This window comes from Flavobacterium niveum, from assembly GCF_055231775.1.
In genome coordinates, this window is the sequence record NZ_JBUYSX010000001.1 from 282,617 (window position 1) to 308,809 (window position 26,193).

The 26,193-nt window shown below is 41.9% G+C and carries 25 protein-coding genes; 14 read left to right on the top strand and 11 right to left on the bottom strand.

Going from position 1 to position 26,193, the window contains the following annotated elements; all coding sequences use genetic code 11:
• The first annotated feature begins 48 nt into the window (after nt 1-48).
• The 4 genes from ACZIX4_RS01190 to ACZIX4_RS01205 are packed head-to-tail and all read left to right on the top strand — an operon-like array spanning nt 49 to nt 2,816.
• A complete protein-coding gene (locus tag ACZIX4_RS01190) occupies nt 49-663 on the top strand; it encodes a hypothetical protein (protein WP_463333786.1) in 615 nt (204 codons plus the stop codon).
• Between the two features lie 56 nt (nt 664-719).
• Entirely contained in the window at nt 720-1,367 is a 648-nt protein-coding gene (locus tag ACZIX4_RS01195; protein WP_463333787.1) for a hypothetical protein, read from the top strand.
• Nucleotides 1,364-2,128, top strand: coding sequence for a sensor histidine kinase (locus tag ACZIX4_RS01200; RefSeq protein WP_463333788.1), 765 nt, complete (start codon nt 1,364-1,366; stop codon nt 2,126-2,128). Before ACZIX4_RS01195 ends, ACZIX4_RS01200 begins: the two co-directional genes overlap by 4 nt.
• 4 nt (nt 2,129-2,132) lie before the next feature.
• A complete protein-coding gene (locus ACZIX4_RS01205) occupies nt 2,133-2,816 on the top strand; it encodes a response regulator transcription factor (RefSeq protein ID WP_463333789.1) in 684 nt (227 codons plus the stop codon).
• Between the two features lie 8 nt (nt 2,817-2,824).
• Here ACZIX4_RS01205 and ACZIX4_RS01210 read toward each other — a convergent pair whose 3' ends face one another.
• Complete coding sequence (locus tag ACZIX4_RS01210; RefSeq protein ID WP_463333790.1) at nt 2,825-3,025, bottom strand: hypothetical protein; 201 nt, start codon at nt 3,023-3,025, stop codon at nt 2,825-2,827.
• Nucleotides 3,026-3,255: 230 nt separating this feature from the next.
• Here ACZIX4_RS01210 and ACZIX4_RS01215 point away from each other — a divergent pair, with 230 nt between their 5' ends.
• On the top strand, nt 3,256-3,498 hold the full coding sequence (locus tag ACZIX4_RS01215) for a hypothetical protein (RefSeq protein WP_463333791.1): 243 nt from the start codon (nt 3,256-3,258) through the stop codon (nt 3,496-3,498).
• A gap of 96 nt (nt 3,499-3,594) precedes the next feature.
• On the opposite strand, the gene ACZIX4_RS01220 is transcribed toward ACZIX4_RS01215, so the two are convergent.
• Both ACZIX4_RS01220 and clpB read right to left on the bottom strand, forming a co-directional pair.
• Nucleotides 3,595-6,012 carry a T9SS type A sorting domain-containing protein gene (locus ACZIX4_RS01220; protein WP_463333792.1) on the bottom strand — a complete coding sequence of 806 codons (2,418 nt, stop codon included), beginning with the start codon at nt 6,010-6,012 and terminating at the stop codon, nt 3,595-3,597.
• A gap of 96 nt (nt 6,013-6,108) precedes the next feature.
• Complete coding sequence (clpB, locus tag ACZIX4_RS01225) at nt 6,109-8,715, bottom strand: ATP-dependent chaperone ClpB (RefSeq protein ID WP_463333793.1); 2,607 nt, start codon at nt 8,713-8,715, stop codon at nt 6,109-6,111.
• Nucleotides 8,716-8,843: 128 nt separating this feature from the next.
• On the opposite strand from clpB, the gene ytxJ reads away from it, so the two are divergent.
• Nucleotides 8,844-9,236, top strand: a complete 393-nt coding sequence (gene ytxJ / locus ACZIX4_RS01230; RefSeq protein WP_463333794.1) for a bacillithiol system redox-active protein YtxJ — start codon at nt 8,844-8,846, stop codon at nt 9,234-9,236.
• Here ytxJ and ACZIX4_RS01235 read toward each other — a convergent pair whose 3' ends face one another.
• The 6 genes from ACZIX4_RS01235 to ACZIX4_RS01260 form a co-directional block, all read right to left on the bottom strand.
• Nucleotides 9,237-9,686, bottom strand: a complete 450-nt coding sequence (locus ACZIX4_RS01235) for a hypothetical protein (protein ID WP_463333795.1) — start codon at nt 9,684-9,686, stop codon at nt 9,237-9,239. It lies immediately after the preceding gene.
• A 118-nt stretch (nt 9,687-9,804) separates the two neighbouring features.
• On the bottom strand, nt 9,805-10,476 hold the full coding sequence (locus ACZIX4_RS01240; RefSeq protein WP_463333796.1) for an XAC2610-related protein: 672 nt from the start codon (nt 10,474-10,476) through the stop codon (nt 9,805-9,807).
• 99 nt (nt 10,477-10,575) lie between these two features.
• Complete coding sequence (locus ACZIX4_RS01245) at nt 10,576-11,688, bottom strand: endonuclease (RefSeq protein ID WP_463333797.1); 1,113 nt, start codon at nt 11,686-11,688, stop codon at nt 10,576-10,578.
• Between the two features lie 78 nt (nt 11,689-11,766).
• A complete protein-coding gene (locus ACZIX4_RS01250; RefSeq protein ID WP_463333798.1) occupies nt 11,767-12,984 on the bottom strand; it encodes an RsmB/NOP family class I SAM-dependent RNA methyltransferase in 1,218 nt (405 codons plus the stop codon).
• Nucleotides 12,985-13,055: 71 nt separating this feature from the next.
• Entirely contained in the window at nt 13,056-13,670 is a 615-nt protein-coding gene (locus tag ACZIX4_RS01255; protein ID WP_463333799.1) for a porin family protein, read from the bottom strand.
• A gap of 63 nt (nt 13,671-13,733) precedes the next feature.
• Entirely contained in the window at nt 13,734-14,630 is an 897-nt protein-coding gene (locus ACZIX4_RS01260; protein ID WP_463333800.1) for a bestrophin family protein, read from the bottom strand.
• 263 nt (nt 14,631-14,893) lie between these two features.
• Between ACZIX4_RS01260 and tgt the strand changes: the two genes are divergently transcribed.
• The 8 genes from tgt (at nt 14,894) to ACZIX4_RS01300 (ending at nt 23,879) form a co-directional block, all read left to right on the top strand.
• Entirely contained in the window at nt 14,894-16,024 is a 1,131-nt protein-coding gene (gene tgt / locus ACZIX4_RS01265; protein ID WP_463333801.1) for a tRNA guanosine(34) transglycosylase Tgt, read from the top strand.
• Nucleotides 16,025-16,126: 102 nt separating this feature from the next.
• On the top strand, nt 16,127-17,200 hold the full coding sequence (locus ACZIX4_RS01270; protein ID WP_463333802.1) for an LptF/LptG family permease: 1,074 nt from the start codon (nt 16,127-16,129) through the stop codon (nt 17,198-17,200).
• Nucleotides 17,187-18,107, top strand: a complete 921-nt coding sequence (locus ACZIX4_RS01275; RefSeq protein WP_463333803.1) for a DMT family transporter — start codon at nt 17,187-17,189, stop codon at nt 18,105-18,107. The genes ACZIX4_RS01270 and ACZIX4_RS01275 overlap by 14 nt, the downstream gene beginning before the upstream one ends.
• An 88-nt stretch (nt 18,108-18,195) precedes the next feature.
• Nucleotides 18,196-19,149, top strand: a complete 954-nt coding sequence (locus ACZIX4_RS01280) for an acetyl-CoA carboxylase carboxyltransferase subunit alpha (RefSeq protein WP_463333804.1) — start codon at nt 18,196-18,198, stop codon at nt 19,147-19,149.
• 189 nt (nt 19,150-19,338) lie between these two features.
• A complete protein-coding gene (dnaB, locus tag ACZIX4_RS01285; RefSeq protein WP_463333805.1) occupies nt 19,339-21,915 on the top strand; it encodes a replicative DNA helicase in 2,577 nt (858 codons plus the stop codon).
• A 353-nt stretch (nt 21,916-22,268) separates the two neighbouring features.
• The gene (locus ACZIX4_RS01290; RefSeq protein WP_463333806.1) at nt 22,269-22,475 is read left to right on the top strand and encodes a hypothetical protein; all 207 of its coding nucleotides are present in this window, start codon (nt 22,269-22,271) and stop codon (nt 22,473-22,475) included.
• Nucleotides 22,465-22,746 carry a type II toxin-antitoxin system RelE/ParE family toxin gene (locus ACZIX4_RS01295; RefSeq protein ID WP_463333807.1) on the top strand — a complete coding sequence of 94 codons (282 nt, stop codon included), beginning with the start codon at nt 22,465-22,467 and terminating at the stop codon, nt 22,744-22,746. Before ACZIX4_RS01290 ends, ACZIX4_RS01295 begins: the two co-directional genes overlap by 11 nt.
• On the top strand, nt 22,746-23,879 hold the full coding sequence (locus tag ACZIX4_RS01300; protein WP_463333808.1) for a lactonase family protein: 1,134 nt from the start codon (nt 22,746-22,748) through the stop codon (nt 23,877-23,879). The genes ACZIX4_RS01295 and ACZIX4_RS01300 overlap by 1 nt, the downstream gene beginning before the upstream one ends.
• 58 nt (nt 23,880-23,937) lie before the next feature.
• Here the strand turns inward: ACZIX4_RS01300 and ACZIX4_RS01305 are convergent, their stop codons facing one another.
• Both ACZIX4_RS01305 and lpdA read right to left on the bottom strand, forming a co-directional pair.
• Nucleotides 23,938-24,528, bottom strand: coding sequence for a CpXC domain-containing protein (locus tag ACZIX4_RS01305; protein ID WP_463333809.1), 591 nt, complete (start codon nt 24,526-24,528; stop codon nt 23,938-23,940).
• A gap of 143 nt (nt 24,529-24,671) precedes the next feature.
• Nucleotides 24,672-26,060 carry a dihydrolipoyl dehydrogenase gene (gene lpdA / locus ACZIX4_RS01310; protein ID WP_463333810.1) on the bottom strand — a complete coding sequence of 463 codons (1,389 nt, stop codon included), beginning with the start codon at nt 26,058-26,060 and terminating at the stop codon, nt 24,672-24,674.
• Nucleotides 26,061-26,193: the final 133 nt, after the last annotated feature.

Here is a 26,193-nt window from a genome sequence, read left to right on the forward strand (position 1 = left end):
GTTGCATATTTGAAGTAAAACATTTGTTAAAATTTAATTCTAAAGCTTATGCCATCTACCTTACCACCATCGCAGTTTATTGTAATCATTAAGAAGAACTTAGTCCCGGTAGGCTGGACAACGACTCACGCAGCCGGTATTGTATTAGAACTCTCTACAGTTATCCATGTAGACTTGTTAAGGATTTCTACAGATGATGCCACTTTGTTTAACTGGCTCAAAACTAACGACCAGTATATAGATTTCCCGGCTATGTATGGCACAATAGAAGTGGCACATATAATGCACCCCGACAGCGCCGAGTATACGGTAGCAGCAGCAGTTCCGGCAGGGGGATACAGTAGTAAAAGTCATGCTGATTTATTGACAGAATTTGCTGCATTATCCCTTTCGTATACTGACCATTACAACGAATATTTGAGGGTATATTATGACGTTACAACACTGCGCTATGCGAAAACGACAGATATAACGCTTGACACCTTGTTCTCTGTGCCACTTTTAAGGGCTATTGTAAGTAACCATGGGCTTAATACAAGTACTACAGTGTTTTCATTTGCCAAAGGTGCTTTTGCAGGTGGTAGCGATATCTTTTTTAAAGTGACTGATAATGGTAGCTTTATTGGGTTTTATAATTTTTCCAGGACGAGACCAAGGGCTTAATGTATAATTAAAGTAAAAAAGTGTAAATTCAGCCTCTTGTAATACAGGCTGAATTTATGTTTCAAAAAATATTGACTGAAATAAGTTTACTCCAGTTTTATATCGCCTTTTCGGCTATAAATGCTTTCTTTTTTGCAAATTTTAAAAAAAAGGAGCATATAGGGCTTCTTTTAATCCTAACGGCTTTTGTTTTTAGTGAAATTGTAATAACGTATTCTATTATAATTGACACATTAGATAATGAGTGGATATATCCTGTAACGACAACAATCCATAATACCATTTGGCTTTTATTATTACTTAAAGTTTTTAAAAGACAGTCTTTTTGGGTGTATGTAATAGTGCCTTACTTGGTTTTTTGTTTGATTGACATGCTACTATGGGAAGGGATGGGGAAATTTAATATCTATAGTTTTGTAGTTGGTGCAGCAATCTACATGTTGATTTTTATTAAAGAATATTTTGGACAACTTAATGTTGAGAATTTTGCCTTTTTCCAAAGTAATGAGAGTTTGCTTTTATTTACCCCTATCCTTTTTTTTATGGGTGTGAGTATTATGAATGGTTTTGATAATAGTAAATTGTCTAATACTATAATTTTAGGAAATGTAAATATGTATGATGTGGCCGTTAACTTCCCTAACCTTATTTACTATTCTATAATAAATATTTACTTTTTTAAAGAAAAACAACTCAGGAAATGATAGATAATCTTGTTGCCGGAATACTTATTACCATAGCCTTTGTAAGTGCTATAATAGTGTTTTGCGCATTGCTCATAAAGCTGTACATTAATAAGATAAAAAACTACACCAGGCTTATTTACGAAAAAGACCTGGCCTTCCAGAAAACGCTCACCGAAACCATACTGGAAACCCAGGAACAGGTATTTAATAATATTTCGCAGGAGCTTCATGACGATGCCGGTCAGCAGATTACGTATATTAATTTCCTTGTTGAGAATTTGAAGCTTGATAGCCCTCAACTATCTGAAACAATGGAGCCTGTGTCTAACGCAGTTGCAGAACTGTCTAACTCTATACGCAGGGCAAGCCACTCCCTTAGCGGCCAGCTTTTGGTGCAGCAAAATGTTGTAAAGGCCATTTCTGCCGAAGTTTCAAGGCTGCAACAGTTGGGAAGAATAAAAATTTTGTTTAATTTTGAGGGAAATGAACTCAAAGGGTTCGATTCCGGCAGCCAAATAGTAATTTACAGGATTTTTCAGGAATTGGTAAACAATGCATTAAAACATGCACAGGCTGCCGAAATCAGCATAAAGCTTATTGCTGAACCTTTTGAACTTACCGTAGCTGATAATGGTAAAGGTTTTGATATTAGTGCTGTAGATAAAGGTGAAGGCCTGGGGCTACATACGCTGCAAAGCCGTGCCGAACTGGTGAACCTTAATTTTACACTTAATTCAGCACCCGGTAAGGGTACCCAAGTGATATTGTCCCAAAAATAACGCTATGCATAAAATTACAATTGGCCTCGTAGACGATCACCAACTTGTAAGGAAAGGCCTCAAAGAACTTATAGAAAAATTAGGAGACTATTCGGTAGCGGCCGAGTACGATAGTGCGTTGGATTTTTTAAACCACCAGCCTGTAATACCACACGATGTTTTAATTGTAGATTATTCTATGCCGGGCCTCAGCGGTACCGATTTACTGAAAGAACTGGAAAAACGCAGTGAAGACGCCCAGGATACTACACCGAAAACAAACCGGGTATTACTCCTTACTCAGTATTTAGACGAGGATATTATAGATGAAGCCTTTTATTATGGTGCCCGTGGTTTTTTACATAAAAATTGCGCCGCGCAAGACCTGAAATATGCTATAGACAGCATAGCTACTACTGGCTATGCTAATGTGGTGGAAATATTACGCAGGGTAAAACGGTTTGACCTGCATACACATGAAGACCACGAAAAGCACATACCCGGGCTTACCCGTCGGGAACTGGAATTCCTTTCGCTGGTGTGCGATGAAAAGGAATATACTTACGAGCAAATGGCTGATATAATGTGCGTATCGGTAAAGTCTATAGAATCGTATCGCAGTGCGCTTTTCGATAAATTTAAAATAAAATCGAAAGTAGGCCTGGTGCTGTTCTCATACCAAAATAAACTTACAAGGCCGTTTATATAGCCTATTGCTTAGGTGTTGCTGTCGTCTCGTGTACGCTTTATAAGTCCTATACCCGATACAAAAAAGATAAGCCCAAGTACTCCATATATTACCAGTGTTTTTATACTTTGCTCACCCATGGCGCTATTTATAAAGATATATGCTGCATAAATAAGGCCAACAATGCCAAGTATAGTAAGCAATGTTCCGAAGATGCGTTTAAGGTTCATAGTGATGATTTTTTAGAAATTCCTTATCAAAGGTCATGGAATTTTACAGTTAAAATCACTGTTTGTTAAAACCTTAACGCATATAGTTTTGTTAATGCATGTATGTAAGAATTTGCTTTGTAAATAAAAGATAATTAAATGTTATAACGATTATAAAGTTCTGGTTTTGAATGTTTTGTTTTTGGAAATTTGGTGCTGAAAATAGTTGAAACCTCCTAATCTACAGCATTATGAAACTAATATACATTCTACTAACCATAGTGGCACTAATCCTTGGCGGTTATTTTGTGGCCGATAGTTTTGATTACGATAATGCTGTAATCAGCGTAGTACTTATAAATACGCTTTTTGTAATAATCCCAATTACTATACTGGCAGTAGCGGCAGGTGTATATTTTTCCATAAAACGCAGGCAAAACGATAAAGACGTAATGACCATACGGCAATACTACGATTATAAAAGCGTCCGTTAAACACACGGCTACGCTTTAAAATGAAACGGGATTACTTTCACAAAGTAATCCCGTTTTTATATGTGTTATTTAATCAAAGAGTGAAATTTCAGACTATCAATTTCGCTTAATAATTTTTTGGGTATAAAAGGCGTTATCAGAGTGTACTTTAAAAAAATAAATACCCTCATTAAGGCTGCTTATATCTATACTTTTACCGTTATAATTTTCAAATGATAATACGTTTTGTCCTAACTCATTATAAACAGCTATATTTATTTCTCCTGAATTTTTTATGTTAATAATATTAAAACATGGGTTTGGGTAAAATAAGTTATTATCCAATGAATTATTTAGTACAGCTCCGGTCTGTAAGACTGAATTATTATTGTAAAAACTCACTTTTCCGATAAAGTAAAAACTAGTAACAAGATCTTTTTTTCCATCATTGTCTAAATCGCCAAGTACAAGATCCCTGGAAAGGCTGACGGCATCGCCCAAACTATCAATGGTTGAAGTGCTAAATGAATTACCATTATTTTTAAATAAATATATTTTTTCGTCAAATGGCTCATAATAATGATAAACCACACCTATAGCATCTGTGTCGCCATCGTTATCAAAATCATCAAAAACCAAGGCTTGATTACTTTTATTAGCTATTGTATGGGTTGTAGTAAAGCCACTTACACTATTTTTTATCCAATAACTATATCCGTTACTGTAACTATTGCTGGAACCAGAAATAACATCAATAAATCCATCTTTATTAATGTCTGCAAGGTATAAGATATTGCTGGTGGTTTCTACTATAATGTTATTAAGGGAAAAATTTAGGTTGCCATCATTTTTTAGCCATTGTATTGATGACGTGGTATTAGCTACTACAATATCAATGTCACCGTCATTGTCTATATCGTCACATTCAACAGAAAAAGGCTCAAAATAAAAGTTATTATAGTCTAGATAAGCTATATCCGAAAATTCAAAATTACCATTATTTATAAGATACCCTATCTTTTCAGGAGGGGAAAAAGTAAATAAAATGTCAATATTACCATCACCGTTTATATCGGCATTCTCTATATCAATTGGCATTGAGGAAAAAGTTAGAGAATACATTAATGTAAACTCCCCTTGGTTTTCATTTTTGTAAACTTCAAGCACACTGCCTTTAATACCCGCAACATCTTTAATTCCATCATTATTATAATCCATAGCAGCAATGCGGTATGAAAGTGGAAGATTGTTATAAGGGGAAATCAGATAATTGGAAGAAAAAACATTATTTCCTTGGTTTTTATTCCAAAATATTGATTTTCCTCCGGATATTATATCATTGAATCCGTCACCATCCACATCTACAATTTCATTATTACGGATAGCTGATAAATATGTATTGAAGAGTACTTCATCAAAAACACCTTGTTGGTTAGATTTAAAATAAGATGCTTTCCTCTTTCCAAAATCGTTACTCGAGAAGGAAGCACAAATTATTTCTTGAAGCCCATCATTATTTAAATCCTCGGTTACAAATGAATTTAACAAACTGACATTTGATGTTATTTGGTTGTAATTTTCAAAAGTATTGGTGTTATTATTGTACTTGTACCAACCTATCAGATTATATGATGCGATTATTAGGTCTTTTTCTGTATCTCCATCTAAATCGGCAATAGCTAATGTTTGTATTTCAACAGGGGTGTCCATTAATAATGTGGGTTCACCAAAATATTCTCCATTAACATTTACCCTCACATAAACACTACTACCATATGCAATAAGTAAATCAAAGAACCCATCATCATCGACATCGTTGAATGCAAATGCCGCTGCGGCGTTTGTAGAAGAGATAGTATTTCCATTTTCGAAGGTTCCTTCAATATTGCGATATAAATTTATTTGGCTACCATTAATTCCGAATAAATCTTCATCGCCATCATTGTCAATATCGAGTGCTTTAAAATTAAGTGTATAGGAATATGATGAAATTGTCTGGCTTTCCGTAAAGGAATTGCTTTCATTATTAAGGTATGTTACTACAATATCATCATTTGCAGCAATTATATCGGTCCATCCATCATTGTTTATATCTGTGCTGCTAATTGAATAGACTAAAGGAATGGTCGATATGAGAATTCCTTCTGAAAATGTAAAATTACCTAGATTTTTATACCAAATAATTTTGCCACTTATCTGGCTAGAAACAATGAGATCTATTAACCCATTATTATCAAAGTCTGCCGTAATAATCTTCTTGGCATATTCAATATCATTTGCAACTATATGGGCTTGCTCATACTTAATGTCTCCATTTACATTTTTATACCATACCAGCGAAGTATTATCTCCTCCAGATATTAATACAACCTCGGGAAAACCGTCATTGTTTATATCGGCTGTTGTTAAGGCTGCACTTTCAGACGGAAAATACTCCTTACTGTCTAAAAGGACATGCTCATCTCCAAAAAGTATTTGAGAATGGATATGGTAGGTATGTATAGATACTAATAAAAAAAAATAGATTTTTTTCATTTTAATGTTGATTGATTTATTGCAAATATATCAATTCTACACAAATATAAAAGCCACCCGTTACAGGATGGCTTCAGTACTATTTAAAAAATCTGTTCAGTTGTTGCTTACTAAATCCGTCTGGTTACGGAATACTAATTGGCCGTCAAAACTATCCAGCAGTATAATGCTGTCAGTAGCAACCTTGCCGCTTAGTATTTCCTTGCTCAGTTGGTTCATAACCTCTTTTTGTATCACGCGTTTTACAGGGCGTGCACCAAAGTCGGGGTCGTAACCTTTTTTGGCAAGGTAATCAATCGCTTCCGGTGTGGCATCAAGCGTAATGTTTTGCTGTGCAAGGAGCTTTGTAACACCCTTAAGCTGCAGGCCTACAATCTCATGTATGTTGGCACTGCTCAGCGGGGTAAACATCACTATATCATCTATACGGTTTATGAACTCTGGCCTTACGGTTTGTTTCAGCAAGCCAAGTACTTCCACTTTAGCAGCTTCAATAGCTGTGTCTATGTCCTTAACCGCTTCAAATTTCTCCTGTATAATGTGGCTGCCCATGTTGCTCGTCATAATAATGATGGCATTTTTAAAGTCAGCCAAACGTCCTTTGTTGTCGGTAAGACGGCCTTCGTCCAGCACCTGAAGCAATATATTAAAGGTGTCAGGGTGGGCTTTCTCAATCTCATCCAGCAGGATAACGCTGTATGGTTTGCGGCGTACGGCTTCAGTAAGCTGGCCACCTTCATCATATCCTATGTATCCCGGAGGCGCACCTACAAGCCGGCTTACGCTGTGGCGTTCCTGGTACTCGCTCATATCGATGCGGGTCATGGCATTTTCATCGTCAAACAGGTAACTTGCTAGGGCTTTGGCCAACTCAGTTTTACCTACACCGGTAGTACCCAGGAACAGGAACGAACCTATAGGTTTCTTCTGGTCTTGTAAACCGGCACGGCTGCGGCGTACGGCATCACTCACGGCCTCTATGGCTTCTTCCTGGCCTACCACACGTTTGTGCAGTTCGGCTTCAAGGTTAAGCAGTTTTTCGCGCTCGCTTTGCAGCATTTTCGTAACAGGGATGCCCGTCCATTTGGCTACAACTTCGGCAATATCCTCGTGGGTTACTTCCTCTTTAATAAGGCTCTGCCCTTTCTGGGTTTCCTGTAGCTGCTGCTGTAAATCGTTCAGCTTTTCTTCCGATTCTTTTATTTTACCGTAACGCAGCTCGGCTACTTTACCATAGTTGCCTTCGCGTTCGGCTTTTTCGGCATCAAGCTTATAATTTTCAATATCAGTTTTAGTAGCCTGTATGCTGTCTACCACATCTTTTTCGCTTTTCCAGCGGGCAAATATCTCGTTGCGCTCCTCTTTAAGGTTGGCTAGTTCCAGGCCAAGTGCTTTCAGCTTAGGCTCGTCGTTTTCACGCTTAATGGCTTCAATCTCAATTTCGAGCTGCATTATTTTACGGTCAAGCACATCCAGTTCCTCCGGCTTCGAGTTGATTTCCATACGGAGTTTACTCGCTGCCTCATCCATAAGGTCAATCGCCTTATCGGGCAGGAAACGGTTGGTAATATACCTTTGGGAAAGCTCTACCGCAGCTATAATAGCATCGTCTTTAATACGTACCTGGTGGTGTGCCTCGTATTTTTCCTTAATACCACGGAGTATAGAAATGGCGCTTTCGGTATCCGGCTCATCTACCATTACCTTCTGGAAACGTCTTTCAAGAGCCTTGTCTTTCTCAAAGTATTTCTGGTACTCGTCCAGTGTGGTAGCGCCTATTGCACGCAGTTCTCCACGGGCAAGTGCCGGTTTTAGTATGTTGGCAGCATCCATAGCGCCGTCGCCACCGCCTGCACCTACAAGTGTATGTATCTCGTCTATGAACAGCACGATATCGCCCTCGGCAGAGGTTACTTCCTTCACAACCGATTTTAATCGTTCCTCAAACTCACCTTTGTACTTGGCACCGGCTATCAATGCACCCATATCAAGGGAATAGACCACCTTGTTTTTAAGGTTTTCGGGTACGTCACCCTGGATGATACGGTGTGCCAAACCTTCGGCAATCGCAGTTTTACCCACGCCGGGTTCACCCACAAGCATAGGGTTGTTTTTGGTACGTCGGCTTAGGATTTGCAATACGCGGCGTATTTCTTCGTCACGGCCTATCACCGGATCCAGCTTGCCATCGTTGGCCAACTGGTTCAGGTTTTTGGCGTATTTGTTTAGGGAATTATAGGTTTCCTCAGCACTGGCGCTGGTTACCCTTTCGCCTTTGCGGAGTTCGTCTATGGCAGCTTTAAGGCCTTTTTCGGTTACGCCCTGGTCTTTCAGTATCTGGGCTACCTTACTGCGTGATGCAAATATAGCAAGCAGCAGGTGCTCAATACTTACATACTCGTCATTCATTTTACGGGCAATATTGCTCGCTTCGTTAAGTGCAGTCATCGCTTCACGAGAAAGCTGCATTTCACCGCCCTGTACCTTAGGGAAACTGTTCAGAATACTGTCCAGTATCTGACCGAACAGCCCCAGGTTTACGTTCAGTTTTTTAAGCAAAAACGGGGTCACGTTTTCGTCTACCTCCAGTATCGCTTTCACGATGTGCTCGTTTTCAAGCTGCTGGTGGCCAAGGCCCTGGGCTATTTGTTGTGCCCTTTGCACGGCCTCTTGTGATTTTATAGTATAATTAGCAAAGTTCATATCGTATTTCCTTAAATTTGGTAACTGTAAGTCAATTTATGTTCCAATACGTATAATCTGACAAAACGGCTGTTTACGATGCTGAATAATTAGCTTTAACAGTCAAATTGTCGTAAATTTTTAAAAATATGGGCTTGTTTGGTGGGATATTCGGTAATTCTGACAATAAAGATGCAAACACTTCTGCGGTAAAGTGGAACGGTTTAACAGAAATAAAACAACTGGACGATATAGTAACAGAATCGGCCGAAACACCTGTTATTATTTTTAAGCACAGTACCCGTTGCGGCATCAGCCGTATGGCACTTAAAGGTTTTGAAGGCGCCTACAACATAGGGGAGGGGGATGCCAAGCCCTACTACCTGGACTTACTGGAACACCGAGACATTAGTAATGAAATAGCCAACCGTTTTGGCGTAATGCACCAAAGCCCACAAATACTGCTTATTAAAAACGGCGTAGCAGTTTACAATGAATCACACGATAACATTGATGCCGGTGTCGTAAAGGGGAAGTTGTAGTTATTTGTGGTTTAGTTTCGTTTTATAGCGCTGTACAACTCCATTCTCTCCACAATCAAAACGATAGAAATACAAGTAGTTGTAGTTACCTTCAGTCGCTATACTGTCTATCCCATAGCCTGAGGGTAAAAATTCAGGGTTTACAATTTTATATCCTGTATTAATCTTAGTTATAAAGGCATACCATGGCTGGTAACAATGCCCCGAAGCAAAACAAGGCATAAGGTGATATTCTATAATACCATCTTCATGGTTGTCATTGTTCAGGTGATAGGTGTATAGCGTATCATAATATGCACACATTTGATTACCCTCATCATCCTGGTAGCCGGTTTTGTAATTATGGATGCCTTTTGCAGCATAATATTCCTCAAGGGTCTTTTGTGCGATTTCCTTGGTAAGCTTGCTGCTCCCGTTAGAGTCAATAAAGTTCAAACTGTCTAATGCCATTACTGTGTCTTTATAGATACTTTTATATATTAATTCATGTTTAGACGATGTTGTTTGTTTTCTATTACAACAAATACAAATAATAATGAGTAATAGATATAAAAACCTCTTCATAGCGCTATTCTTTTAAAACCCATTTGCCATTTTTACCAATATATTCACGTGTTTCTGCACCTTCCCCGGTTGTAGCATCGAGTTGCGTGTTGTCCTGCTCTGTCTTTTTAAGTGGTATGGCGGTAAGCCCGTCCAACTTATAAGTATATTCCGCGCTCCGCCCAAATACTCCTGAAAGCAGTGTACAACTGATGATTTTCTTTTTCGGGTTGTATTCAGGTGCGCACCAAACATCTTCCTCATCAGGTGTGGTGCGGAGCTTCTGTAATTGTCCGGTATCAGGATTGCTCAGGAAAATCCGCTCCCAGTCGTTACCGTTTACATTGGTATGTGTCCAGCACATAAAATCTTCATTACCATCCCTGTTAAAGTCTGTTATGGTAAATGCCGGTGTTACGTCGGGGAAAACCGAATAGCCAAGCGTGTCTATTGCTTGCCAATGATTATCAACAAAGTGGGACAGCACTACTCCTTCGTTTGCAATAACGGTTAGCGTACAGCGCACAGGCTTGCGGCCTTTTAACTCAAATTCATGATGTATTTTATTCCCGGTTGCCCAGTTGATACTGTCATATTCGTTGTTTGTTTCTATAGATTCAAATTCTATATAGCGTGTTTTATCCTGTGCGTAAAAGTTTGCCGAAATCAAAAAGATAAACAGATAAAAGAGTCTCATTTCGTGGTTGGTATTTCCACCAAATGTAAATAAATATTTCGCTCACGGGTATAAAAAAGCCTCCGTAAAGGGAGGCTCTTAAATAATATTTTTATGGGCTTAGTTTACCACGATTTTCTTAGTAGAAGTTTGGCTGCCGCTTGTCATTTTCAGCAGGTAGAAGCCAGTAGGCAAATCTTTAACCGTATAGGTATAGTTGCTGGCTTGTGGCTTGTTTATCTGTTGTATCAGCTGTCCGTTAAGGTTGATTACCTGGATGTTTTCAATTGCAGCTTCGCTGTAGATATTCACCTCATGGTTTACAGCCGGGTTAGGATACACAGCAACCGTAGCTGAAAAATTAGTGTCAACACCTGCCACAGTACCCCATATTGTTGTAGCGTACTCCGGGTGGTCTATAAACGGGTTGCGGTTGTCCTGGCGGCCGTATATGGCGTTGTTACGGTCTATTTCGCGCTGGCTTACAGGATCCTGCGTATTCCAGGTAAGCAGTATGCTAAGGAAGGTAGCCGAAAAAGAATGCCCTTCGGTACCGTCAAACATTGCTTTAGATTGTGTAGACGATTCGTTTACAGCAGTGTAAAAGCCATTCAACTGGCTTTCGTAGCGTGTAACAAAGTAAAAGAACATACGGGCTACATCGCCTTTAAACTCATCTATAGGCTCAAATACCACGCCTGTATATCCGGCAGAATAGCCTGAGTTTAGGTTGTTTCCCCTTTTAGAACCGTTTGTATAGGTTTGGTTTGCAGTGGCTACCACACCGAAAGGGTAGTTGCCGCGTTGTGCATTAACGTATTTATCGGTTGGGAGTATAAAGTGAGCATCAGCATACATGGGCAATTCAGAGCCGAAGTACGACTGCGGTATAATGTGCTCACGGTTAAATTTTTGTCCCTCAGCTGTACCACCACTGCCATCATCCTGCTGGTCAGAACCATAATAGTATTCATAAGAGTCGGGCCCGTTCGGCTTTTCAGAATAGATGTCTAATATAGAACCGTTGTTTTCGTAGTATAAATCCTTATCAGAAAGTGCAAATGTAGTATACAGCCCTCCATAGCCCTGGTCGTCATGGTCTTTTATGATGTTGTGAAGCTGGGTTTTAAGCGTGTAACCGGTGCCGGTGGCCGTATTGTAGTAACCGGCCGGTGCCTGGGCAAATGCGCTAAGCGTGGCAATCGCAGTAAAAAGGGTAATTATGTTTTTCATTCCAAAAATTTAAGCCAACAAATGTAGGTAGTTTTACCTTCAGGTTGGCTTAAATTTAACATCAAATATAGGTTAAAGTTATTTTTTGCGTTCCATCAGGGCCATATAAAACCCATCAAATCCGCTTTCAGATGCCAGTATCTTACGGTCCTGCACAAAGGTAAATTCTTTACCTATCTCGGTCTCTTTAAGGAAACGTTGTACCTGTTGCTCGTTTTCACTTGGCAATACGCTACAGGTAGCATATACCAGTTTACCCCCGGGCTTCAGTATTTTACTGTAGTTTTCCAGTACTTCGGCTTGTGTTTTACGGATGTTGTCTATAAATTCAGGCTCCAGTTTCCACTTGCTGTCCGGGTTACGTTTCAGTACGCCAAGCCCGCTGCAAGGAGCGTCAATCAGTACACGGTCGGCTTTTTCGTGCAGTTTTTTAATTACCTTGGTACTGTCTATAATACGGTACTCTATATTAAAGGCGCTGTCGCGTTTGGCACGAATCTTCAGCTGTTTCAGCTTACTTTCGTACAGGTCCATGGCTATTAGCTGGCCTTTGTTTTCCATAAGGGCAGCCAGGTGCAGGGTTTTGCCACCGGCACCGGCACAGGTATCTACCACGCGCATGCCCGGCTGTACATCAAGGAATGGCGCTACAAGTTGAGACGATGCATCCTGAACCTCGAACAATCCTTCTTTAAAAGCATCGGTAAGGAATACGTTGGCACGCTCCTTAAGTACCAGTGCAAAAGGGTAATCTTTTACAAACTCAGTTTCTATATTGCTTTCGCGAAGTATGTCGCGTAGTTTTTCTTTAGTGGTTTTCAGCGTATTTACACGCAGTATTACCTGTGCCTGTTCGTTTTGTGCGGCAATTTCCTTGCTCCATTTGGCTTCGCCAAGTTCGGCAACACCAAGCTCGTCCATCCAGTCAGGTATTGCCTCACGGAATTTTCGTATTTTGCTCAGTTCGTCAAATTTACCTTTAATACGGCGCAGGGGAGTATCTTCAAAATACTTCCAGTCGGGCAACTGAATGCCACGCAGTACTGCCCATACGGCAAATATGCGCCACAGGTTATCGCGGTCATACGGTTCTTTTACCTCGGCTATTTCGGTATACAGGCGTTTCCAGCGCACAATTTCGTAGATGGTTTCTGCCACAAACTTTCGGTCGTGGCTGCCCCAGCGCTTGTCCTTTTTCAGGGCGCGTGCCACCACTTTATCAGCGTATTCGCCATCATTAAAAATATAGCCCAGTGAGTCAATCACCGTAAAGCACAAATTCCTGTGTAGTCTCATTTTCAAAAAAATTGAGCGCAAATGTACTATATTTTGGCGGATTTTTTTAGCTTAATACTATTGCGAAGCTGTTAAAGGTCAAAATTATAGCCAAGGCTAAGTTGAAGGCTTGCATTTCGCATTTCTTTCACGCCGATGCCGGGTGTAGTAGGGTCGCGAAAGGTAAGTAATGTAGTAAGCCCCTGGTAGGTACTTATTTCTGCAAAAAAGTTGTGTATTGTAAAACCGGTACCCAGGTGCAGCCCTATATCTGTCTTTTTAGAAACGGGCCCTGTAAATGTATTTTTGCTTTCCTGTTTCAGCAGGTAACTTATTTGTGGGCCTGCAAGTACATATATTTTTTTCCAAAACTTAAAATCAACAGGTATACTGAGATAATCCAGCTTGTAAGAATAGGAATCAGAGCTGCTTGATGAGTCCATAAAATCTTCAGGCGTATAGCTTTTCGGGCTTCGGTTACCCATTTGCGAATATAACAGCTTAGGACGGAAAGTTATTTTTTCATTTAAAGGGTATTCATAAATGGCTCCAAAATGATAAGCAGTGCCATCAAAGCCGGTAACCTGTTTGGCAAAGCCATTGGTAAACATAGCGTAATTGATACCTGTAGTAAAGCCTAATTTCTGTTGTCCATGTGCTAAAGTAAATACAAGCAACAAGGTTAACAGGGCAGTATGTTTTTTCATTGGTTGGTTAAATTGTTTTAACAACTACAATCTTACGAAAAAGAATTGTATTTACAAAGAAGGTTACATACTGTAAAAACTGTCCTTTTCTATAGGTGGCGGCACGCATTCTTCGCCCAGCAGCTGGCGGATGTTGATTTCTATATTACGGGCTATAGTGGTAACATTAGTGTCGCTTGGCCTGTTGCGGAACGGATCCTGCAGGTGGTAGGCTGTTTTTTCGAGGAGAAAGAATACCATGCTTACCAGCATAAGAAGGGGAATCTCATAATAGAGCTTTACATTATTAAGCCCTATGGACAGGATGATCACAAACAGGTAAATGGTAAAGTGCAAAAACAAGCGGTACGTAACCGGGAATACCGTATTGTTTATACGCTCGGCCATGCCCATGTTATCTGAAAATCGGATAAAAATGTTGTTGAACTGCACATGTGTAAAGTCCGATATTACACCCTCGCTGTGCAGTGTGCTTACCTGCTTTACGTTTTGCTGTAGTATGCCCAATGCCTTATTGTTGTGCCCCTGTAGTTTGGTAAGGTCTTCATTGTTTAGTAATTCCTCACAGCCTTCAAGCGGTTCAAGCCCCCTTAGTGAACGTCCCAATACATAGTTCCATGCAATTTGCCTGTAGGCCATGGTTTTTATCTGGGGTTCAAATTCGGTACCTTTTACAAAAGCCTGTAATTGCAGTACAAAACTACGTGAATCATTTACTATGGCACCCCATATTTTGCGGGCTTCCCACCAGCGGTCGTAGCTTTGGCTCATTTTAAACGAAAGCAATACCGATATGGCCGTGCCTAAAAAAGCAGCTATGTTAAGCGGCATTTCGGGTAGGTACGGATCCAGGCGTTCTGTAGTAAAATGGATGATGATGCCCAGGATGAATACCACGAGCATTTCGTACTTTACTTTCCCGAAGATATAACTGAGCGGTGGGATTCTGTCTACAAGCATAAGGTGATGGTTAACTGATATAAAGTTACGTACTTAGCCTTACGGTTGGATAGGGCAGGGGATATATTTATAATAAATTTCACACAGGGTATTAACCGTTGGTTATCAGCTTTCTGGTAAAGTGAAAACAGGCCAGTATAGGGTAAAACGCTATCATTTGTATTGTTAAGAATCTAATAGCCTAAAAATCTAACCATCCAAACAATCTAACCATCCGACAACCAATCTGAAATTGTTATCTTTGCCGACTGTAAAATAGCGTAATGAAATTTGACTTACTTACCAAAGACCCGCAAACCAAGGCCCGCGCCGGTGAAATAACCACCGACCACGGCACTATACAGACACCGATTTTTATGCCGGTGGGTACGGCGGGTACTGTAAAAGGCGTGCACCAGCGCGAACTGAAAAACGATATAAACCCCGATATTATACTGGGCAACACCTACCACCTGTACCTGCGCCCGAAAACGGACATACTGGAACAGGCAGGCGGCCTGCATAAATTTATGAACTGGGACAGGCCTATCCTTACCGATAGTGGCGGCTACCAGGTATATTCTCTTTCGGCTAACCGAAAGATTAAGGAAGAAGGTGTAAAGTTTAAGAGCCACATAGACGGTTCGTACCACTTCTTCAGCCCGGAGAGCGTTATGGAGATACAGCGCACCATAGGCGCCGACATCATTATGGCGTTTGACGAATGTACCCCTTACCCGTGCGACTACCGCTATGCCAAGCGCAGCATGCACATGACGCACCGCTGGCTGGACCGCTGTATTAACCACCTGGAAAAGCTTCCGTTTAAATACGATTATAGCCAGGCGTTTTTCCCTATTGTACAGGGCAGTACCTATAAAGACCTGCGTAAGGAAAGTGCCGAATACATAGCCAATGCCGGTGCCGTGGGTAATGCCATTGGCGGGCTTAGCGTAGGCGAACCTGCCGAAGAAATGTATGCCATGACTGATGTGGTGTGCAGCATACTACCCGAAGACAAACCGCGTTACCTTATGGGTGTGGGCACTCCTATAAATATATTGGAAAACATTGCCCTGGGCGTAGATATGTTCGACTGTGTGATGCCTACCCGCAATGCCCGTAACGGCATGCTGTTTACGGCTAACGGCACCATAAATATAAAGAACAAGAAGTGGGAAAACGACTTTAGCCCCGTAGACGAAATGGGCATAACGTTTGTAGATACCGAATACACCAAGGCGTACCTGCGCCACCTGTTTGCCGCAGATGAGTTTTTAGGCAAGCAGATAGCCACCATACACAACCTTGGCTTTTATATGTGGCTGGTGCGCGAAGCCCGCAAGCACATTATTGCAGGCGACTTCCGCGAGTGGAAGGAAATGATGGTACGTAACATGAGCCAAAGGCTTTAATTTCTTTGGTTGTTAGTTATTAGTTGTTGGTTGTTGGAAGCTTCAGTTTACCAATATCCAACAACTAACAACCAAAAACCAACAACTGATAATAAAAAGTACATGAAGATAATAGACTGGTACATACTAAGGCGTTACCTTGTTACATTCTTTGTAATGCTGCTAATGTTTGTCCCGATAGGGATAGTTGTAGACGTATCTGAAAAGGTAAACCGCATGCTGGAAAGCAAGGTGCCTTTTAAAGACATTGCCATATACTACGGCGATTTCACCATCTATTTCGCTAACCTTTTGTTTCCCATCTTCCTGTTCCTCAGTATCATTTGGTTTACCAGTAAACTTGCTAATAATACCGAGATTGTAGCCATACTAAGTTCGGGTATATCGTTTAACCGTTTCCTGAGGCCGTACCTTATAGGTGCCGGTATAGTATCGGTTATAGCATTGCTGATGGGCTTTTTCTTTTTGCCAAGGGCCAGCAAGGGGTACAATGATTTCCGTTCTACCCACCTTACCCGCAAGGAAGTACGCCAAAGTACCGATGTGTACAAACAGATAAGCGATAATGAATACATATATGTAAGCAGCTTTAACTACCAAAGCAAAACCGGTTACAACTTTAACCTGGAAACCTTCAGTAAAAACAAGCTGGCCAGTAAAATAAGCGCTAACAGCATACGCTATAACGAAAAAGACAGTACCTACACCCTTAACGGTTTTACTAAGCGTACGGTAGGTGCTATGGGGGATAAAATTGAAAAAGCGCCGTCTAAGACATTTAAGTTTAATTTCCAGCCAGACGACCTTACCCCGGCAGTATACGCCGCCGAAACCATGACCTACGGCCAACTTTCAGATTTTATAGACAAGGAGCGCCAGCGCGGTTCGGCCAATCTTAACTCGTACCTGGTGGTGCTGTATAAAAAGTATACCATACCTGTTTCGGCCTTTATCCTTACCATAATAGCGGTATCGGTTTCAAGCATGAAACGCCGTGGTGGTATGGGGGTTAACCTGGCCATAGGCATAGCCCTGGCCTTTACCTATGTGTTTTTCGATAAGGTTTTTGGCGTACTGGCAGAGAAATCTGCATTTTCGCCATTCGTTGCCAGCTGGATTCCTAACGTAACTTTTGGTATATTAGCCTTTTACCTGCTACGCAATGCAAGGCGATAACCTTAAAAATTACCTGCACCTGCACCTCATAGTATTTGTATGGGGGTTTACTGCTGTGCTTGGTAAGCTTATATCGTTACAGGCATTCCCGCTGGTGTGGTTCCGTATGGTTATAGCCCTGGTACTCATGGTGGTATATGCCGTGGTTATGAAAGCGCCGTTTCGCGTACCCACGAAGGCTTTACTGCGTATGCTCTTTGCGGGGCTCATTATAGCATTGCATTGGTTTACGTTTTTTCATGCCATAAAAATCAGCAACATATCAGTCACGTTAGCCTGCCTCAGCACCGGTGCATTCTTTGCATCTCTGCTGGAACCACTGCTTTACGGGCGGAAACTGATTCCATATGAGGTAATTTTCGGTATGTTTATTATTGTAGGCCTGCTTTTTATATCAGGATTGTTTGTTATAATCAATAACAGCATTTGGGTCCGGGCTGATATAAACTATCCGTGGGGTATAGCCGTTGCACTGCTCAGTGCTTTCCTCAGCACGGTATTTGCCATGATAAACGGAAAATTTGCCAAAGAATATAATGCCACCGCCGTATCGTTCTATGAACTGCTGGGCGGCATCTTTTTCTTTTCGTTGTACCTGTTGTACGACGGGCAGTTTACACCACAGTTTTTTAACCTTTCGGGGAGCGACTGGCTGTGGCTGTTCCTGCTGGCTTCGGTATGTACCGCCTATGCACAGATAGCCGCAGTAAAGGTGATGAAAACGATTACCCCGTACACCATGATGCTTACCATAAACCTTGAACCCATATACGGTATTATACTGGCGCTTATTGTTTTCAGCGAAAGCGAAAAAATGAATACCTCATTCTATATCGGCGCGGGCATTATCCTCATCACGGTGATTATCAACGGTGTGCTGAAAAACCGCACCTCTCAGACGGGTTAATTGGCAATATTATATACGCCGTATTAAACATAATTACTTATCTTTGTCGCTTTCAACTATAAACAAAATATAAATTTTTGCCTCTACTATGGAATACCTGGATTTTGAGCTTCCTATTAAAGAACTGGAAGAGCAGTTAGAGAAATGTACCATCATAGGCCAGGAGAGCGATGTGGACGTATCGAACACCTGCAAACAGATAGAGAAAAAACTCGTAGAAACTAAAAAAAGCATATATAAAAACCTTACTGCATGGCAAAGGGTACAGCTTTCGCGCCACCCGAACCGCCCGTATACTATGGACTACATAAAGGCACTGACAGGCGATACCTGGCTGGAGCTTTTTGGCGACCGCGCGTTTAAAGACGACAAGGCCATGGTAGGTGGTCTTGCCAAAATAAACGGCCAGAGCTTTATGGTTATAGGCCAGCAGAAGGGTTTTAATACCAAGACAAGGCAGTACCGCAACTTCGGTATGGCTAACCCTGAAGGCTACCGTAAGGCACTAAGGTTAATGCAGATGGCTGAGAAATTCAAGATCCCAGTAGTTACCTTTATAGATACACCGGGCGCATATCCGGGCCTTGAGGCCGAGGAGCGCGGCCAGGGTGAGGCTATTGCACGAAATATTTTTGAGATGAGCCGCCTTAAAACGCCTGTTATCTGCGTTATTATAGGTGAAGGTGCATCGGGTGGTGCACTGGGCATAGGCGTGGGCGACCGCGTGTACATGCTGGAAAACACCTGGTATTCGGTAATATCGCCGGAATCGTGCTCATCGATACTATGGAGGAGCTGGGAATACAAGGAGCAGGCAGCCGAAGCGCTGAAGCTTACCAGCTACGACATGAAGAAGCAAAAGCTGATAGACGAAATAATACCTGAACCGCTTGGAGGTGCCCACTATGACAGGGAAACCACCTTTGCAACGGTAGAGCAGTACATAACCAAAGCCTACAATGAGCTGAAAGACTTATCAACAGCCGAACTTGTGGAGCAAAGGATGGAAAAATACTTTAATATGGGCGAATTCAATAAATAATAGCTGAATATCAATCCATTAAAAAAGTCACAGTCCGAAGCAATACGTTTCGGACTATTTTTTTGGTTATCAACAAAACACCAGTAATTATTACAGTTTTTTTTGTTGTTAACAAATTGTAAAATTTATCAACATTTTTTGGTTACAAATTAATCTTGATAGAAGTTTTTTAAAGGCTAAATTTATCAAATGGAAAATGCGCAACAATATAGTTCACGAAAAAAAGACTCTTCTAGGCTTATAGCTCTTGAGGCTGGCAAAATTCAGCCACAAGCTTTAGACTTAGAAGAAGCTGTATTGGGTGCCATGATGATAGATAAGAAAGGTGTAGACGAGGTTATAGACATACTGCAGCCCGATGCCTTTTACAAGGACAGCCACAAGCACATTTATGAGGCCATAGTGCAGCTGTTTAACGATACCCAGCCTATTGACCTGCTTACCGTTTCTGCACAGCTGAAAAAGAATGCCAAGCTGGAAGCAGCCGGCGGCGACTTTTACCTGATACAGCTTACGCAAAAAATATCATCTTCGGCACACATAGAGTTCCACTCGCGCATCATCCTGCAAAAGTACATACAGCGCAGTCTGATACGCCTTTCCAGTGAAATCATTGAAGATGCCTACGACGAAACCACCGACGTGTTTGACCTGCTGGACAAAGCCGAAAGCAAACTCTACGAGGTAACCCAGGGCAACATAAAGCGTAGTTCTGAAACCGCGCAGAGCCTTGTGATGCAGGCTAAAAAACGTATTGAGGAAATCGCGGGCAAAGAAGGACTATCTGGTGTGGCTACCGGTTTCCATGAGCTGGACAAACTGACCAGCGGTTGGCAACCGAGCGACCTTATCATTATAGCGGCAAGGCCGGGTATGGGTAAGTGCCTGGGCAAAGGCACCAACGTGCTTATGCATGACGGTTCGCTAAAAAAGGTGGAAGATGTAGTTACAGGCGACCTACTAATGGGCGATGACTCTACCCCGCGTACAGTACTTTCTATAGCCCGTGGGCGTGAGCGTATGTACTGGATACACCAGAACAAAGCCATGTCGTACCGTGTTAACGAAAGCCATATCCTTTCGCTGAAACGCAGCAGGAATGAAGGCCCTCATAAAAAAGGCGATGTCCTGAACATTACCGTAAAAGACTGGCTGGAAAAAAGCGATAAATTCAAATCAAATTATAAAGGCTATAAGGTAGCGGTAGATTTTGATGAAAAACCACTGCCGCTGGAGCCTTATTTTATGGGGCTTTGGCTGGGTGACGGACATTCGTACAGCCAGCGTATAACCAATACCGATCCTGAAGTTATTGCCTACCTGCAAGGCTATGCCGACAGTATGGAGTGCGAACTGGTTACCTACGAACAGGAAAACCGCACCAATAGCTACGGCATTGTAAAACGTAATAAGGCCATTGCTGAAAGTTTTTATATAGACATACAAAAAGAACTGAGGGCACTGAATGTGCTTACCAATAAACACATTCCACAGGAGTTTTTAATAAACAGTAAGGAAAACAGGCTACAGCTTTTAGCAGGTATTATTGATGCCGATGGCTATTACACATCTGAGTTCAACTGTTTTGAAATCGTACAGAAAAACGAGGAATTTGCTAAACAGATTAAATTTCTGTGCGACACCCTTGGTTTCCGTACTTCCCTTAAAAAGAAAAAAGCTACCATTAAGTCCACCGGATTTGAAGGCGACGTATACAGGGTGCGTGTTTTTGGTAACATCAATAGCATCCCTACTAAAATAGAACGCAAAAAAGCCCGAGAGGGCAAAACGATAGTTGACTGGAAAGTAACCGGGATTTCGGTGAAACTGGATAAGGAAGACGATTACTACGGTTTTGAGATTGACGGTAACAGGCTATTCTTATTAGAAGACATGACCGTTACCCACAATACAGCATTCGTACTTTCTATGGCGCGGAACATAGCCATTACCTACGGGCATGGCGTAGCGGTATTCTCGCTGGAGATGGCCTCGGTACAGCTGATAACCCGTCTTATTTCGAGTGAAACGGGGCTTTCGTCAGAAAAACTACGTACCGGTAAGCTCGAAAAACACGAATGGGAACAGCTGAGCATTAAGGTAAAAGACCTGGAACGTGCACCGTTGTACATAGACGATACTCCATCGCTATCGATATTCGACTTGCGTGCAAAAGCCCGAAGGCTGGCATCGCAATACGGTATCAGGATGATCATCATCGACTACCTGCAACTGATGACCGCCGGTGGCAGTGGCAAAAACGGAGGTAACCGCGAACAGGAGATCTCTACCATATCGCGAAACCTTAAGGCACTGGCTAAGGAACTTAACATACCGGTTATAGCACTGTCGCAGCTGTCGCGTGCGGTGGAAACTAGGGGAAGCAGCAAACGTCCGCTCCTTTCCGACCTTAGGGAATCGGGTGCGATTGAGCAGGATGCGGATATCGTATCGTTCATTTACCGCCCCGAGTACTATAAGATTGAAGAATGGGATGACGAGGAACAGTCGCCTACAGCAGGCCAGGCCGAGTTTATTGTGGCCAAGCACCGTAACGGTGGGCTTGACAATATCAGGCTGAAATTCATAGGCAGCCTCGGTAAATTTGACAACCTTGATGATTTTGGCGCATCGCCGTTTGACGAATTGCCGTCGAGCATGAACAGCAGCAACGACTTCATCACCAAGAACCTGCCGAGCCCTAACGAAGCCTTTGGCAGCAACATGAACAGCGGCCGACCTGACGACGATGATGTACCGTTTTAAGAGCTTCTAAGCCGCTGAGCTTCTTAGCTTTTTAGTAATTGAAAAACATAATTGCTAAACTTCCGAAAATTAAGACTTATAAAATAAACCAAACGGCTCAGCAGCTAAGTAGCTCAGCAGCTTAAATAAAAACCAGAGGATGAGTAAAAACATAAACACTGACGAACTGATACTTACCGATGCTATACTGGCCATTGCCGTAACGGATGCCGAAATAGTTATTGCAGAGTAAATTTTTGAAGTGCCTTACGGGGCACTTTTTTGTTGGAATACGGTTTAAGGCCGGGAGTAGTAAACGGTATTTTTTGTACATTTGGTAAAATTGAAGTCCTATGGAAACCATACATTTAAGAGTGAATTCTAAAGTTTACGACCATGTAATGTGGCTGTTGAAGCAGTTTGACCGTAACGATGTGGAAATTGTTTCGGAGGAATTTTTACGTAATAAAGCAGAGCTTGAGGAAGACCTCAGGAGGATTGATGCAGGAGAAGAAACTTTTATTTCTTTAGAAGAATTTGAAAAAGAAACTGACGAACTCCTGAAAAAGTATGAAGGTTAAACTACTGCAAAGTTTCAGGATAAAATTTAATGACCAGTTACTTTATATTGCAGAAGACAAGCCTTCAGCTGCAAGAAAGTTTAGAAGTGATGTATTACAAAAACTTAAAGATTCTTCTGTAATGCCCTACAGCAACAGAAAATCCATTTATTTCAGGAATGAAAACATAAGGGATTTGGTTTTTAAAGGTTATGTAATTATCTACCGCATAAAACCGGAACTAAACGAAATAGAAGTATTCGGTTTTATAAAATACACCGACAAGCCATAATGCTGTTTACAAGAAAATCAATCTACCTCTTACTCATACTGTTTTCGGTTGCAGCCTTTGCCCAGAAAACCTACGTGTTCTTCGGGTCATACAACTGGGATAAAAACAAGCCCGGCCTGTACGTTTACAGCCTTGATACTACAACCGGCCAACTCACCGAAGTAAGCAGGCTCAGCGGCGTTAAAAACCCATCATTCCTTACCCTTTCACCCGACAGCAAAACCGTATACAGCGTTACCGACAGCAAAACATCCGGCGGAGGCAGTGTAAGCAGCTTTGGGTTTAACCCAAAAACCGGGATGCTTACTCATACTTCTACCCAGAGCAGCCTCGGCGAAAACCCCGTATATGTGGCGGTACACCCCTCGGGTAAATGGCTTGCCTGCGCTAACTATACCCAGGCGGGGCTTACCATCTATCCTGTTAATAACGACGGCACCATAGGCAAGCCCGTACAACATTTTGATTACACTAAAGGCAGTGGCGTAAACCCTGCAAGGCAAGAAACTGCCCACGCGCATTGTGTGGCTTTTGGTCCCGATGGGAAGCAACTGCTGGTTACCGACCTTGGTGGAGATGTATTGTGGTGTTACAGCTTTGACCCAAAAAGGAAAGAACCCGTAACCACAACTGCTTTCACCGAAAGCAAAACCTTACCCGGCAGTGGCCCAAGGCACTTGGCCTTTAATAAAAAAGGCGATACCCTCTACATGATTGAAGAGCTTGGCGGTGCAGTAAGCGTATTTCTAAACAGTAACGGTAAACTCACCCGGGCCCAACGTATTTTTACCCATCCCGAAGACAGCGGGCTTACGGCTTTTGAAAGTTCGGATGTGCACCTGTCGCCCGACGGGAAGTTTTTGTACGCCACTAACCGTATGGAAGAAAACAACATAGCCATATACCGTGTGGGTACCGACGGTACGCTTACACTGTTGGGGTACCAAAGCGCCATGGGCAACCACCCGCGTACCTTTACCCTTACACCCGACGGTAGTTTTGTGATTGTATGCAATGTAAAAACCAACTCGGTAACTGTATTTAAAAGAAATCCCGAAACCGGCCTGCTGCAGTTTACCGGGCAGGAAATCAATATAGAAAATGTTACTACTGTAGCAGTACGGAATTACTGACAGGAGACAGGATTGTTTTGGTAAAGCCCTCTTAAAAAGTGGGGAGGAGTGGACTCTGTTAATTCCTGAGTACATCCATATTATAGAGCAAGCTTTGCTGTGCTTTGTCCAGTTTACTTATAGGTTGTTTTAGTTCCATCATTTGAGAAGGGTGGGTAAAACATTTAAAAACAATCTCCTTTTTGAACAGGCTTTTTTCAATCCGGTCAAAAAACACGTAGAGCTTGGCATCCTTTACAATTTCATTTAAAGACGAAATAAAGCCCTCGGCAAGGGACGCAAGTACCTCGTCATTCAGGCCGTTATCAAAAATGGTAATTTTTTCAATCAGGTCGTAGTATTCGTTTACCTCCCTTACAATGTAGCCTTCCATTTTTAAAAAAGGATTCTCTTTGTCAAATGCAATTCCCGGTTCATCAGAAGTATTGAGTGATATCATTACCTTTTGGGTCATGTCATGGTACAGGAAACCGCTTATAATGTTTATGGTTTTACCACAGCTGTCGCAGGCTTTATCATTTAAAGTGCCTTTAAGTACTTTAAGCTTAAGGGTAGGGTCTATAGTTACATTAACAGAATCGTAGATATTGGCTACCTGTGTTTCTTTGCAAAAAGGGCAGTTTATAACTTTTGGGGTGATTTTACTCATAGTGGTTTGTTTTTGGTAAATATAAAAAATCCGCCCCGAAAGTATCAGGGCGGATAGGTATTGTTATAGATTGTTAGAACTTTAGACTATTAGATTTTACCTTAGTGAAGCTCAATCTGCAATCTTAATTCTACAATCTGAAATTAGATGTGTATTACCTCATCATAAGCGGCAGCGGCAGCTTCCATAATGGCTTCGCTCATGGTAGGGTGCGGGTGTACCGATTTAATGATTTCGTGGCCTGTGGTTTCAAGCTTACGTGCTACAACAGCCTCTGCTATCATATCGGTAACGCCGGCGCCTATCATGTGGCAGCCCAGCCATTCGCCGTACTTAGCGTCGAAAATCACTTTTACGAAACCGTCTGAAGCACCCGAAGCCTTAGCTTTACCTGAGGCAGAGAACGGGAATTTACCTACTTTGATTTCGTAACCTTTTTCTTTGGCAGCTTTTTCGGTAAGTCCTACTGAAGCAATTTCAGGTGTAGCATATGTACAGCCCGGAATGTTACCATAATCAAGCGGCTCTACGTGCAGGCCAGCGATTTTCTCCACACAAAGGATACCCTCTGCCGAAGCCACGTGTGCAAGCGCCTGGCCCGGAACTACATCGCCAATGGCATAGTAACCAGGTACGTTAGTAACGTAGTATTTGTTTACAAGTATCTTATCCCTGTCGGTAGCAATACCTACCTCTTCAAGGCCGATGTTTTCAATGTTTGATTTGATACCTACAGCAGAAAGCAGGATGTCAGCCTCAAGTACTTCTTCCCCTTTAGCAGTCTTAACGAATGCCTTAACGCCGTTACCTGTAGTGTCTATACGCTCCACAGAAGAGTTGGTCATTACATCGATACCTGATTTTTTAAGTGAACGCTCAAATTGTTTTGATACATCCTCATCCTCAACAGGAACCACGTTTGGCATAAACTCTACTATGGTAACCTTAGTACCCATAGAGTTGTAGAAGTGTGCAAACTCTACACCTATAGCGCCCGAACCTACAACAATCATGCTCTTAGGCTGCTCAGGCAGTACCATAGCCTGGCGGTAACCGATAACTTTCTTGCCATCTTGCGGAAGGTTTGGCAACTCACGGCTGCGTGCACCTGTAGCAATGATGATGTGGTCGGCACTGATTTCGCTTACTTTACCGTCAGCATCAGTAACTTCCACTTTTTTGCCCGGTTTTACTTTACCGTAGCCGTATATAACTTCAATTTTGTTCTTTTTCATAAGGAACTGAACGCCTTTGCTCATACCGTCGGCTACGCCACGGCTGCGGGCTACTACAGCGCCAAAATCCTTGTCAAACTCCTTTACGGTAAGGCCGTAATCAGCAGCATGTTTCAGGTAATCAAATACCTGTGCACTCTTTAGCAGTGCTTTTGTAGGTATACAGCCCCAGTTAAGGCATATACCGCCCAGGCTTTCTTTTTCTACAATGGCTACTTTAAAGCCCAGTTGCGATGCCCTAATGGCAGTAACATAACCACCCGGGCCGCTGCCCAATACAATGATATCGTATTTCATTAGCTTGTAAATGTTTCTCGTTAAAATTTGTGCGCTACGAAATTAAGGATTTATTTGGAATGGGGGAAATGTTTTCGGGATTGAAAAATTGAAAGATTTGAAGATTAGGAAATACAGTAATAGCTAAAAAATA